The sequence below is a fragment of the Pseudomonas sp. T8 genome, assembly GCF_024610635.1.
Lineage (GTDB): Bacteria > Pseudomonadota > Gammaproteobacteria > Pseudomonadales > Pseudomonadaceae > Aquipseudomonas > Aquipseudomonas chlororaphis_I.
The window spans coordinates 3852245-3865166 of record NZ_CP102374.1 but is presented as its reverse complement, the minus strand read 5'-3'; the positions used below and the strand labels follow the sequence as shown (position 1 = coordinate 3865166).

The window sequence follows — 12922 nt, the reverse complement described above, 5'->3', positions numbered from 1 at the left end:
TCAAGGATGGAAGTGTCTCCAGCATAGAGCCGCGAACCGGGCCCGGGTTCGCCGCTTCAACCTTTGAACACACAAAGCTCGGCGGTGGCGCGGATCAGCGCCAGTTGGCGCAGTGGTGCCCGATCACCTTCGTGGGCGGCCTGGGCCAGCCATCGTGGGCACTGCGGATCGTTACGGTGGGGGCTGAAATCCGCCAGTTGCTGCAGCAGGCGTTTTTGTAACCGATCAAGTTGCGGGCGGATCTGCCCCACCAGGTCCGGGCGCGGGGCGTCCGGTGCCTGGCCTTGCAGGGTCCACTCGGACAGATGGGCGTACTGCACCAGCTTGTTGGCCTCGATCTGCGCGGCGAAGAACTGTTCCACCGCCGCGCCGTCGAGCTTGTAGGACGGCGCCTGGGCCACCGCGCCGGCAATCACCTCACGCTCGCGCGGGCGGTCTTCCACCGGCTTGTGGCTGTCCCATTTGCTCAGGGCCACCTGGTCGGCGATGGCCAGGCGTTCTTCGATGCTGGCCAACAGAGGGCTGAGGGTGGCAGGGGCGGCGCAGGCATTGCCGGCCAGCAACAGGGTCAACAGGGCAAGGCAGAATCGCGAAGTCATGGATAGTCTCGGCTTCTTGGGGACAAGTCGGCGGCCATGATGCACGCAAAACCGCAGTGCCTGGCAAGCGTCGGGCACAAGATGGATCATTGGCCGGCCGCGGCGGTCGCGGGCGCCCCGCAATCGGTCGGGCTGGAAGACAGCCGCTTGCCGCTTTCGTCATAGACGATCCGGCAGGCGCTCAAGCCGTTGTCGATCAGCTCGCGGCTCTTGACCACGCCGTTGCGGTGATAGCACAGCTGTTCGCCGGTCAGTTGGCCGTCGGACTCATGACTTTTCACCTGTTGCTGGTTGATGGTCATCCAGGTGAAACCCACCGAGTTTTTCTGGCACTCGACCTGCCCATTGTCGTAGTAGGTGCGCTGAGTGATCTGGTCATTGTCGCCGATGATCTTCTCGCGGATCTTTTGGCCTGTTTCATAGTTGTACTCGATGGAGCCTTGGGGGCTGCCAAAGAGAAAGTCCGTTTCCCAGGACAGCTTTCCGTGGGTGAACCGCCGTTGTTTTCCACAGCGTTCGACGGTTGAACCTCGCTTGTCGAAGCGGCACCAGTTGGCTTCTTCATAAAGCACTTCGTCCTGATCGTATTGTTTCATCAGGCCGACAAAGCGCCCTCCCTCGAAGCGTCCGACCGTGGCCGGCGTACCGTCGCGCAGGAAGGTCAGGTGAGGGCCTTCGTAGCGATCGTTGTGCCAGGAAATATCGCTGATCAGCTTGCCGTCTTCGCTGTAACCCAGTGAGCGGCCTTCCCGTTTGCCATTCTCATATTGCTGTGAGTACTGCAGGTTGCCGCTGGGGCTATAGCCTTCGCGGGTACCGGACAGCACATCTGCCTTGTAATGCTCGATCAGGACCAGCACGCCGTTGGCGTCGGTTTCGCGCAACTCACCGTCTTTTTTATCGGCGACGAAGTTCACGCTCTGGTTATGGCCCTTGTCTGTCTTGAGTATCCACGGGCCGCTTTTCAGGCCGTTCTCGAAGTTGCCGCGACCTGCTTGGGTCACCCATGGCCCTTCGCGTTTGTCGTTGCGGTAGCTGCCGCTCTCCGTGGAGCCGTCCACCCGCTCTTCGCTCGGACCGTCGAGCACACCCTGGACATAGGTCTGGAAGCCGGTGACAGCGGATTCGCCTCCTTCGTCGTAGGACAGCACCCAGCGTCCCTCACGCAGATCGTCCCGATACTCGCCGGTAGCGGTTTGCCAGCCGTAGGACTCAGTCCACTGGCCTTGGCGTTTGCCATCGACAAAACGGCCGTGGGTCCAGCCATCGTCTGGGTTGGAAAAACTCCATTCGCCGGTGCGTTGGCCGTGGGCATAGGCACCCTGGGCGATGACGGCACCGCCGAAACTGGAGTACTCCACGTAGGCCCCGTCCTCACTGCCAGTGAAGCGCTGCGGCTCGGTCTCCCAGGCGATGTGGCTGGCCCGGTAGTTGTACAGCAGGGGCTCGCCCTCCGGCGCAGGCGCTTCGCCGCGCCAGTAGGTGGCGGTGAGAAAGCGTCCGTCTTTTTCGACGAAGGTCTTTTTGTAGCGGTACTGGTCGGCTCCGGGCGGATTGGCGGTGATGGGCTGCCCGTTAGCGTCGAAATAACCCACCAGGGTGCCGGCCGAATGGTCGAGCTGGTCGAATTCGTCGATACCCGAGTCTTCGTAGAAGTAGCTGTAGTTCAGTGGCGTCAGCTGGCGCAGGGCCTGTTTCACCGTCGGGGCATCGAGCTTCTTGCGGTCTTTGGCGATGCGTTCCAGGGCGGGCTGCAGTTTCTCCAGGCGCCGGTAGAGGTGGTCGTTTTCGTCATAGCGATAGGCATGCAGGCGGTATTGGCCACGCTGTTTGAACAGCACCAGGCGGGTCAGGGACTCATCATCCAGGGCGATGTTGAACACCGACTCGATGGTGGCATCGCCGAAGTCGTCCAGCAGCTGCGGCTGGCTCTCGTCCGGGTCGACCGAGTAATAACCTTTGACGCTGCCGGCCTGCTTGATAAAGGCCAGGGTCGCCGAGCTTTCCGCCAGGCCGGTGATCAGCGGGTGGGCCAGGGTCTTGTCGGCATAGAAAGGGGCAGCCTGGGTGCTGCCGAACGCCAGGCAGGCGATCAGGCCGAGAGAACGAGTCCACTGCATACGAATCCCTTCGTCGAGGCGCCGGACAGAGGGCGCGAGAGGCGCGGATTATCCATGGATGAATAGCCCGGGGGAATGCTCCGAGGCGATGGGCGGGCAATAAAAAAGGTTCTTCACGGATTACCGGGAAAGACGCTCTTGATCTTCATGAAAAAGAATTCGCTATCCCGGTAACCGTACGCCATTCGTTTGATGACCTTTATGCGATTGTTTATTCCTTCCAGCTGACCGGTGTGCATCGGCCAGCGAACGCGGCTGACGATGCCCCGCCAGTAACTCTTTAGCCGTTTGGCGAACTGGATCAGTGCCGGTATTTCGCTTTCATGAGCATGGCGCAACCATTGCTTCCAGGCCGATCTCCAGCTCCAAGCGGTATTCGGCGTCCAGAGCGTTTTGAGTTCAGCCTTCATCAAGTAGACCGTCATCAACGCTTGGTTGGCCGCCAGCAAATCCTGCAAGTGAACCTGTTGTTCCGGCGTTTTCAGATTCTGTGGATTGCGTAGCAGTAGCCATCGCGCTTGCTTGATGACCTTACGAGCAGGCTTGTCGTGGCGTAGCCGATTAGCCTCGTCAACGCGGACCCGATCAATCACCTCTCGGCCATATTTGGCCACCACATGGAAGAGGTCATAGACCACGCGCGCTTTGGGGCAGTGCCGGCGAACCTCCAGGTCAAAAGCGGTGTTCATGTCCATCGCCACCGCTTCGATTCGGGCGCAACCCTCTGTTCCCAACTCTTCGAAGAACGGCCTGACCGCCGCACGGCTGCGGCCTTCGCCGATCCACAGCACTCGTCGTGTATCTGCATCCAGCACCACACTGGCGTAACGATGGCCCTTGAACAGAGCGAACTCGTCCATCACCAGACGCCGTGGTTGCGCCTTCGGCAGATCGCTCAATGCCGTTTGCAAGGCGCGACGCTCTAGCAGCCGAACGGTGTCCCAATGCAACCCAAACAGTTGAGCCACGTGTAACGTGGGAAGGCGCTCGCAGGCTTGAATCACCGCATCGGCCAAGCGGCGCGTCATACGGGCATAGCGATCCAGCCAACTGACAGTCTCCATGCGTTTGCCGCAGTCACGACAGCCAACACGTCTGAGCAAAACGCTGAGGCGCACTGCACGGCCGAGAATGGGCAAATCACGAACGACTCGCTCGCAATACTCGTGAGTGGTTGAACAGGGCTTTTGGCATCCACCACAGGAAGGGAGTCGGGTGGTGTGGGGCGTCAGATCGATCTGTAGGGCATCGCCATCAGGCTTGATCGTGACGACAGAAAAGCCCTCCCAAAAAGGAAGGAAAGTATTAATATCGTGCATAAGAACGCCGGTTTTTTAGATGTGTTTGCTCGCACGAACATCATCAATCAAATCGGCGTTCTTGTTTCTGTGTTTCCCGGAATTCCGTGAAGAACCATAAAAAAGGCCTCCCGAGGGAGGCCTTTTTCTTGTCACGCCGCGTGGGGCGGCGCTACTGGATCAGCAGCTGTAGTACAGCTCGTATTCCAGTGGGTGTACGAAGGTACGAACCTTGATTTCTTCTTCGCTTTTCAGGGCGATGTAAGCGTCGATGAAGTCGTCGCTGAAAACGCCGCCTTTGGTCAGGAACGCACGACCTTTGTCCAGCTCTTCCAGGGCTTCTTTCAGGCTGCCGCAAACTTGTGGGATCTCTTTCGCCTCTTCAGGCGGCAGGTCGTACAGGTTTTTGTCGGCCGCATCGCCAGGGTGGATCTTGTTCTGGATACCGTCCAGGCCGGCCATCAGCAGGGCAGCGAAGGCCAGGTATGGGTTGGCAGCCGGATCCGGGAAGCGTGCTTCGATACGGCGGGCTTTTGGGCTCGACACGTAAGGGATACGGATCGAAGCGGAACGGTTGCGAGCCGAGTAGGCCAGCATTACCGGAGCTTCGAAGCCTGGTACCAGACGCTTGTAGGAGTTGGTCGAAGGGTTGGTGAAACCGTTCAGGGCCTTACCGTGCTTGATGATGCCGCCGATGAAGTACAGGGCGGTGTCGGACAGGCCGGCATAACCTTCGCCAGCGAAGGTGTTCTTGCCATCCTTGGAGATGGACATGTGCACGTGCATACCCGAGCCGTTGTCGCCGTACAGAGGCTTAGGCATGAAGGTAGCGGTGCGGCCGTAGGCATCGGCCACGTTGTGTACGCAGTACTTCAGGGTCTGAACTTCGTCGCCCTTGTTGACCAGGGTGTTGAACTTCACGCCGATTTCGTTCTGGCCGGCAGTCGCCACTTCGTGGTGGTGAACTTCGATGACCAGGCCCATTTCTTCCATGGCATTACACATGGAGGTACGGATCTCGTGGTCGTGGTCGAACGGAGGAACCGGGAAGTAGCCGCCTTTGACGCCTGGACGGTGGCCTTTGTTGCCGCCTTCCACGTCCTGGTCGGACATCCACGAGCCTTGCTCGGAGAAGATCTTGAACATGGAGCCGGAGATGTCGGACTTGAACTTCACTTCGTCGAAGATGAAGAACTCAGGCTCTGGACCTACGAATACGGTGTCGCCGATACCGGTGGACTTCAGGTACTCCTCGGCACGCTTGGCGATGGCGCGTGGGTCGCGATCGTAGCCCTGCATGGTCGAAGGTTCGATGATGTCGCAGACCAGGATCAGGGTCGGCTCTTCGGTGAACGGGTCCAGGACGGCGGTTTCGTCAACCGGCATCAGGATCATGTCGGAGGCTTCGATGCCTTTCCAGCCAGCGATGGAGGAACCGTCGAACATTTTGCCGATTTCGAAGAAATCGTCATCCAGCGCATCACGGGCCGGCATGGTCACGTGGTGCTGAGTGCCTTTGGTGTCAGTGAAGCGCAGATCAATCCATTTGACGTCATGATCTTTGATGAGTTGAACCGACTTCGACATAGTGTCCTCCGGGTGGCTTCGGGCGAGTGTTGGTGTGCCCTTAGAATGTGGGTGATGCCGGCGCAGATACTCTGCCATGGCAACCTGCCTCACAAGGGAGCAAATTGCATGCCAGTGCCCTGAGTTGGGTTTTATGCCCCAAACTCACGCATTCCGGGCGCTATTTGGGCCCGATTGGCAAACTGACGCACCGCAATGTTGCGTTTTTATCTGGCGACGACCCGTTTTGGTGCATGAAAAACCGAGTGCACATTAATTGGTTAAACCTTGAGCAATTTCCGCTATAATCCGCGCCCCCCTTTTTCGGCTGGCCCAGCGCGCGCTGTTTTCATGAAACTAATCGTTAAAGTTTTCCCGGAAATCACCATCAAGAGCCGCCCGGTACGGACGCGTTTCATCCGTCAGTTGGCCAAGAACATCCGTGCCGTGCTCCGCGATCTGGACCCGGCCGTGGTGGTCAATGGTGTGTGGGACAACCTCGAGCTGGAAACCGCCGTCAGCGAGCCGAAAGCCTTGAAGGAGATGACCGAGCGCCTGAGCTGCATGCCGGGCATCGCGCATTTCCTGCAGGTCGATGAATACCCGCTGGGCGACTTCGACGACATAGTCGCCAAGTGCAAGCAGCACTTTGGCGAGGCCCTGGCGGGGAAAGTTTTCGCCGTGCGCTGCAAGCGCGCCGGCAAGCATGAATTCAGCTCCATGGACGTGGAGAAATACGTCGGCAGCCAACTGCGTCGGCAGTGCGGCGCCGCCGGAATTTCCCTGAAAGAGCCTGCAATCGAAGTGCGGATGGAAATTCGCGACCAACGGTTGTTCGTGATCCACAGCCAGCACAACAGCATCGGCGGTTATCCGCTGGGCGCCCTGGAACAGACCCTGGTTTTGATGTCCGGCGGTTTCGATTCTACGGTGGCGGCCTACCAGATCATGCGTCGCGGCCTGATGAGCCACTTCTGCTTCTTCAACCTGGGCGGGCGTGCCCACGAATTGGGCGTGATGGAAGTCGCGCACTATATCTGGAAGAAGTACGGCAGCTCCCAGCGCGTGCTGTTCGTCAGCGTGCCGTTCGAGGAAGTGCTCGGCGAAATCCTCGGCAAAGTCGACAACAGTCATATGGGCGTCATTTTGAAGCGTATGATGTTGCGTGCCGCGTCGAGCATCGCCGACCGCCTGCACATCGACGCGCTGGTCACCGGCGAGGCGATTTCCCAGGTGTCGAGCCAGACCCTGCCGAACCTCTCGGTCATCGACTGCGTAACCGACAAGCTGGTGCTGCGCCCGCTGATCGCCAGCCACAAGCAGGACATCATCGACCTGGCCAACGAAATCGGCACCGCCGACTTCGCCAAGCACATGCCGGAGTACTGCGGGGTCATCTCGGTGAACCCCAAGACCCACGCCAAGCGCCATCGCGTGGAGCACGAAGAGAAAGAATTCGACATGGCGGTGCTCGAGCGTGCGATCGAGCGGGCCAAACTGGTGCCGATCGATCGGGTAATCGACGAACTGGGCCAGGATTTGCAGATCGAAGAAGTCAGCGAGGCGCTGGCGGGCCAGATCGTGATCGACATCCGTCATCCGGATGCTCAGGAAGACGACCCGCTGGAGTTGGCTGGCATCGAGATAAAAGCGCTGCCGTTCTATGCATTGAATGCACGCTTCAAGGAACTGGACCCTACTCGCCAGTACCTGCTGTATTGCGACAAAGGCGTCATGAGTCGCCTGCATGCTCACCATCTGCTCAGTGAGGGACATGCCAATGTGCGCGTTTATAGACCGAGCTAAGTGCCCGGGGCTGTTTGCCTGTGGCTTGCGTCACCGGCCCCCCGACGCCACCGTCAAGCTGTAACGGCCTTGCCGGACTCTATTGTTAATCGCTGCCAGCAGTTGTCAGCACACCGAATCCTCTGATCGAGATACACAAGTGATCGAAAATCTACGCAACATCGCCATCATTGCTCACGTTGACCACGGTAAAACCACCCTGGTAGACAAACTCCTGCGTCAATCCGGCACCCTGGAGCGCAACGAGCTCAACGACGAGCGCGTGATGGACTCCAACGACCAGGAAAAAGAGCGCGGTATTACCATCCTGGCCAAAAACACCGCCATCAACTGGAACGGCTACCACATCAACATCGTGGATACCCCGGGCCACGCCGACTTCGGCGGCGAAGTTGAGCGCGTAATGTCGATGGTCGACTCCGTTCTGCTGCTGGTCGATGCCCAAGACGGCCCTATGCCGCAAACCCGTTTCGTGACCAAGAAGGCTTTCGAAGCCGGCCTGCGTCCGATCGTGGTGATCAACAAGGTCGACCGTCCAGGCGCGCGTCCTGACTGGGTTCTGGACCAGATCTTCGACCTGTTCGACAACCTGGGTGCCACCGAAGAACAGCTGGACTTCAAAGTCGTCTACGCCTCGGCCCTGAACGGTATTGCCGGTCTGGACCACACCGACATGGCTGAAGACATGACCCCGCTGTACCAGTCGATCGTCGACAACGTTCCGGCTCCAGCCGTTGACCGTGACGGTCCGTTCCAGATGCAGATCTCCGCTCTGGACTACAACAGCTTCCTGGGTGTGATCGGCGTTGGTCGTATCGCTCGCGGTCGCGTCAAGCCGAACACTCCGGTCGTCGCTATCGACACCGAAGGCAAGAAGCGTAACGGCCGTATCCTGAAGCTGATGGGTCACCACGGTCTGCACCGTGTGGACGTTGAAGAAGCCGCTGCCGGCGACATCGTCTGCATCAGCGGTTTCGACGAGCTGTTCATCTCCGACACCCTGTGCGATCCGACCGCTGTCGAAGCGATGAAGCCGCTGACCGTCGACGAGCCGACCGTTTCCATGACCTTCCAGGTCAACGACTCGCCATTCTGCGGTAAAGAAGGCAAGTTCGTGACCAGCCGTAACATCAAGGAACGTCTGGACAAAGAGCTGCTGTACAACGTTGCACTGCGCGTTGAAGAAGGCGACTCGGCCGACAAGTTCAAGGTTTCCGGCCGTGGTGAGCTGCACCTGTCGGTACTGATCGAAACCATGCGTCGCGAAGGTTTCGAAATGGGCGTTGGCCGTCCTGAAGTGATCATCCGTGAAGTCGACGGCGTGAAGCAGGAACCGTTCGAAAACGTCACCATCGACATCCCTGAAGAATCCCAGGGCAAGGTCATGGAAGAAATGGGTCTGCGTAAAGGCGACCTGAGCAACATGGTTCCGGATGGCAAGGGCCGTGTACGCCTGGAATACAACATTCCAGCCCGTGGTCTGATCGGTTTCCGTAACCAGTTCCTGACCCTGACCAACGGTGCAGGCATCCTGACCTCGATCTTCGATCGCTACGCTCCGATGAAGTCCGGCCACATGTCCGGCCGTCAGAACGGCGTACTGGTTTCGGTCGAGACCGGCAAGGCACTGACCTACTCCCTGGAAACCCTGCAGGCGCGCGGCAAGCTGTTCGTCGAGCACGGCCAGGAAATCTACAACGGTCAGATCGTTGGTCTGAACAGCCGTGACAACGACCTGGGCGTGAACCCAACCAAAGGCAAGAAGCTCGACAACATGCGTGCTTCGGGCAAGGACGAAACCATCGCCCTGGTTCCGCCGGTTCGTTTCACCCTGGAACAGGCTCTGGAATTCATCCAGGACGACGAGCTGTGTGAAGTGACTCCTAAGTCCATCCGTCTTCGCAAGAAGATCCTGGACGAAGGCGAGCGTACCCGCGCTGCCAAGAAAGCCAAGAACTGATCTTTTAGTTCAGGCTGAATAAAAACGCCCCCGGTCGAAAGGCCGGGGGCGTTTTTTTTGATCTGCGAAAATGAGCTGATTCCTGTAGCCGCTGCCGAGCGCCAGCGAGGCTGCGATCGGCCGCGTAGCGGTCGTCAAGCGGTGTATCTGAAACTCTGCGGTGGCCCGTACTGCGGCTGCTTTGCAGCCGTTCGCAGCTTCGCCAAGGCTCGGCAGCGGCTACAGGGTGGCAGGGTTACGCGGGGAACAGGGTTGCAGGCGCAGGTCGAGGCTCAGAAGCGTTCCAGGGTCCGGCTGCCGGTGTTGGTCGGGCGCTCGACCGGCTTGGGCTTGTACGCGCAATAGCCCGGACGCGGGCCGATCTTCGGGTGGTTGCGGCAGGTGTCCGGGCGCTTGTCATAAATGGTGCACAGGCGGCTCTTACGATCCAGATACAGGCAGTCGTTGTTGCTCATGCGCTGCAGGGTGAAGATCTCGGACTTCTGGTTGTAGCGCTCGACGATGCCTTCCTTCTGCAGGCGCTTGGCGATGTTCTTCGCCGGCTCGCCGCGCTCGAATTCGTCGACGATGCCGATGCGGATCAGATCCTTGATCTTGACCTCCACCGGCAGGGTGCAGCAGCTGGACATGCAGGAGCCGCACATGGGCGCGGAATACTTGGCCCAGGTATCGAGTCGGTCGATTTCCGCGGCGGCGATCAGGTTGGACTTCATCAGGCTTGCTTCCAGCGTGTGTATCAGGGCGCGCGATCATACCGGTACTGGTGGATTTTTGAACAACCATTTAACGGAATTTAACCGTGCCCGGGGGGATTGCGAGGGTCGGCACGGCATCTGCATCATTTTTACCCGCTGCCGCGGGAGACGCTGCCTCTGTTCGGGCAATTGCACGACGCGCCGAACCAGAGACTTTGGCTCCTGTCAGACCGACTAGGCTCAGACAATTCCATGCTCACTGTCTATCTCGCTCGAGGTCGTATTCATGACTCAGGAACTGCAAGTTCGTGACGCTGAGGTGGCCGCTTTTCGCGATGCCGTCCTGACCAAACTCACCTACGCGGTGGGCAAAGACCCGGACCACGCTTTCGACCATGACTGGTTCGAAGCCATCGCCCTGGCGGCGCGCGATCACATGGTCGAGCACTGGATGGACCACACGCGGCAGATCTACCGCAAAGGCCAGAAACGCGTTTATTACCTGTCCCTGGAATTCCTCATCGGCCGCCTGCTCTACGACAGCCTGAGCAACCTCGGGCTGCTGGACGTGGCGCGCGATGCCCTGAGCGATCTGGGCGTCGACCTGGAGCGCATCCGCCTGCTGGAGCCGGACGCGGCGCTGGGCAATGGTGGCCTCGGCCGGCTGGCGGCGTGCTTCATGGAAAGCATGTCGACCCTGGGCATTGCCGGCCACGGCTACGGCATCCGTTATGAGCACGGCTTGTTCCGCCAGGCCATAGTCGATGGCTGGCAGCAGGAGCAGACCGAGCACTGGCTGGATTTCGGCAACCCCTGGGAGTTCGAGCGTCCGGAAGTGATCTATTCGATCGGCTTCGGTGGCAGCGTCGAGACCGTCACCGACGAGGCTGGCCATGCGCGGCAAGTCTGGTGGCCGGCGGAAACCGTGCGCGCGGTGGCCTACGACACGCCGGTGGTCGGCTGGCGCGGCGCCAGCGTCAACACCCTGCGCCTGTGGCGGGCGCGAGCCATGGAAGACCTGCACCTGGAGCGCTTCAACGCCGGCGACCACCTCGGCGCGGTGGCCGAGGTGGCCCGCGCCGAGAGCATCTCGCGGGTGCTCTACCCGGCGGACAGCACCGAAGCCGGCCAGGAACTGCGCCTGCGCCAGGAATACTTCTTCGTTTCCGCGTCCCTGCAGGACCTGCTGCGCCGGCACAAGAACATGCACGACTCGGTGCTCAGCCTCGGCGAGCATGCGGCGATCCAGCTCAACGACACGCACCCGTCGATCGCCGTGGCCGAGCTGATGCGCCAGTTGGTGGACCTGCACGGCATCGCCTGGGAGGCGGCCTGGCAGATCACTGTCGAAACCCTGGCCTACACCAACCACACGCTGCTGCCCGAAGCCCTGGAAACCTGGCCGGTGGGCCTGATGGAACGCATGCTGCCGCGGCACATGCAGATCATTTACCTGATCAACGCCCAGCACATCGATTCGCTGCGGGCCAAGGGCATCCACGACTTCGACGTGCTGCGCGCGGTGTCGCTGATCGAAGAAGACAACGGGCGCCGCGTGCGCATGGGCAACCTGGCGTTTCTCGGTTCCCACAGCGTCAACGGTGTGTCCGGCCTGCACACCCAGCTGATGCGCAGCACGGTGTTCTCCGAGCTGCACAAGCTGTATCCGGAGCGCATCAACAACAAGACCAACGGCATCACCTTCCGCCGCTGGCTGTACCAGGCCAACCCCAAGCTGACGGCGATGCTGGTCGAGGCCGTCGGCCCGGAGCTGCTGGACAACCCCGAGGAGCTGTTGCTCAAGCTCGAGCCCTTCGCCGAGAAGTCGTCCTTTCGCAAGCAGTTCGCCGAGCAGCGCCTGCACAGCAAGCGCGCACTGGCGGCGATCATCCATGAGCGCCTGGGGATCGCGGTCAATCCGGCGGCGCTGTTCGACGTGCAGGTCAAACGGATCCACGAGTACAAGCGCCAGTTGCTCAACCTGTTGCACACCGTGGCGCTGTACCAGGCGATCCGTGCCGAGCCGGAAATCGACTGGGTGCCGCGGGTGAAGATCTTCGCCGGCAAGGCCGCGGCCAGTTATCACCAGGCCAAGCTGATCATCAAGCTGAGCAACGACATCGCCCGCACGGTGAATAACGATCCGACCGTGCGTGGCCTGCTCAAGGTGGTGTTCCTGCCCAACTACAACGTCAGCCTGGCCGAAAGCATCATCCCGGCGGCGGACCTGTCGGAGCAGATCTCCACTGCCGGCTTCGAGGCCTCGGGCACCAGCAACATGAAGTTCGGCCTCAACGGCGCCCTGACCATCGGCACCCTGGATGGCGCCAACGTCGAGATGTGCGAGCGGGTCGGCGCCGAGCACATGTTCATCTTCGGCCTCAGCGCCCAGCAGGTGGAGGCGCGCAAACGCAACGGCGAGTTCAGCGCGGTGCCGGACATCGCCGCCTCCCATCGCCTCAACGATGTGCTGCAGGCAATTCGTGGCGGGGTGTTCTCGCCGGACGATCCGGCCCGCTACACCGGCCTTATCGATTCGCTGATCGACTATGACCGCTTCCACGTGTGCGCCGATTTCGATTCCTACTGGAATGCCCAATTGCATGTCGAGGAGCGCTGGCGCGACAGCAATCATTGGTGGCGTTCGGCGGTGCTCAACAGTGCGCGCATGGGCTGGTTCTCTTCGGACCGGACCATTCGCGAGTACGCCACGGAGATCTGGAAGGCTCTGGAATAGGCTGCTCGTCGGCCCCCTAGTGTCGAAAGGGCGCAGGCTAGCGCAGCCTGCGCCAGCGGCTACGGGTCGGATTTCGGGCTACGCTCAACCCCACGCATGAACTCTCTATGACGGATCTCGTCTCATAGGAGGAAATGCACC

The 12922-nt window shown here is 60.2% G+C and carries 8 protein-coding genes; 3 read left to right on the top strand and 5 right to left on the bottom strand.

Annotation, left to right across the window (positions count from 1 at the left end):
* Window positions 1-56 precede the first annotated feature (56 nt).
* The 4 genes from NRG23_RS17305 to glnA all read right to left on the bottom strand — a co-directional run bounded on the left by NRG23_RS17305 (window position 57) and on the right by glnA (window position 5604).
* The gene (locus NRG23_RS17305) at window positions 57-599 is read right to left on the bottom strand and encodes a chorismate mutase (RefSeq protein WP_257371465.1); all 543 of its coding nucleotides are present in this window, start codon (window positions 597-599) and stop codon (window positions 57-59) included.
* Window positions 600-685: 86 nt separating this feature from the next.
* On the bottom strand, window positions 686-2719 hold the full coding sequence (locus NRG23_RS17300) for a toxin-antitoxin system YwqK family antitoxin (RefSeq protein WP_257371464.1): 2034 nt from the start codon (window positions 2717-2719) through the stop codon (window positions 686-688).
* Window positions 2720-2832: 113 nt separating this feature from the next.
* Entirely contained in the window at window positions 2833-4038 is a 1206-nt protein-coding gene (locus tag NRG23_RS17295; protein ID WP_257371463.1) for an ISL3 family transposase, read from the bottom strand.
* Window positions 4039-4197: 159 nt separating this feature from the next.
* Entirely contained in the window at window positions 4198-5604 is a 1407-nt protein-coding gene (glnA, locus tag NRG23_RS17290) for a glutamate--ammonia ligase (RefSeq protein WP_007929953.1), read from the bottom strand.
* Window positions 5605-5934: 330 nt separating this feature from the next.
* Between glnA and thiI the strand changes: the two genes are divergently transcribed.
* Together thiI and typA are read left to right on the top strand one after the other, a co-directional pair.
* Window positions 5935-7389: a tRNA uracil 4-sulfurtransferase ThiI gene (gene thiI / locus NRG23_RS17285; protein ID WP_016702616.1), complete on the top strand. Its 1455-nt coding sequence runs from the start codon at window positions 5935-5937 to the stop codon at window positions 7387-7389.
* 139 nt (window positions 7390-7528) lie between these two features.
* Window positions 7529-9349, top strand: coding sequence for a translational GTPase TypA (typA, locus tag NRG23_RS17280; RefSeq protein ID WP_009046549.1), 1821 nt, complete (start codon window positions 7529-7531; stop codon window positions 9347-9349).
* 272 nt (window positions 9350-9621) lie between these two features.
* Here the strand turns inward: typA and NRG23_RS17275 are convergent, their stop codons facing one another.
* Window positions 9622-10065, bottom strand: a complete 444-nt coding sequence (locus NRG23_RS17275) for a YkgJ family cysteine cluster protein (protein WP_028683793.1) — start codon at window positions 10063-10065, stop codon at window positions 9622-9624.
* A gap of 265 nt (window positions 10066-10330) precedes the next feature.
* On the opposite strand from NRG23_RS17275, the gene NRG23_RS17270 reads away from it, so the two are divergent.
* Window positions 10331-12781: a glycogen/starch/alpha-glucan phosphorylase gene (locus NRG23_RS17270; protein ID WP_009046551.1), complete on the top strand. Its 2451-nt coding sequence runs from the start codon at window positions 10331-10333 to the stop codon at window positions 12779-12781.
* The last annotated feature ends 141 nt before the right edge of the window (window positions 12782-12922 follow it).

Excerpts from the sequence above, each read along its gene's own strand:
- NRG23_RS17305 (WP_257371465.1), bottom strand. The coding sequence starts at position 599 with ATGACTTCGCGATTCTGCCTTGCCCTGTTGACCCTGTTGCTGGCCGGC.
- thiI (WP_016702616.1), top strand. The coding sequence starts at position 5,935 with ATGAAACTAATCGTTAAAGTTTTCCCGGAAATCACCATCAAGAGCCGC.
- NRG23_RS17295 (WP_257371463.1), bottom strand. The coding sequence starts at position 4,038 with ATGCACGATATTAATACTTTCCTTCCTTTTTGGGAGGGCTTTTCTGTC.
- NRG23_RS17300 (WP_257371464.1), bottom strand. The coding sequence starts at position 2,719 with ATGCAGTGGACTCGTTCTCTCGGCCTGATCGCCTGCCTGGCGTTCGGC.
- glnA (WP_007929953.1), bottom strand. The coding sequence starts at position 5,604 with ATGTCGAAGTCGGTTCAACTCATCAAAGATCATGACGTCAAATGGATT.
- NRG23_RS17270 (WP_009046551.1), top strand. The coding sequence starts at position 10,331 with ATGACTCAGGAACTGCAAGTTCGTGACGCTGAGGTGGCCGCTTTTCGC.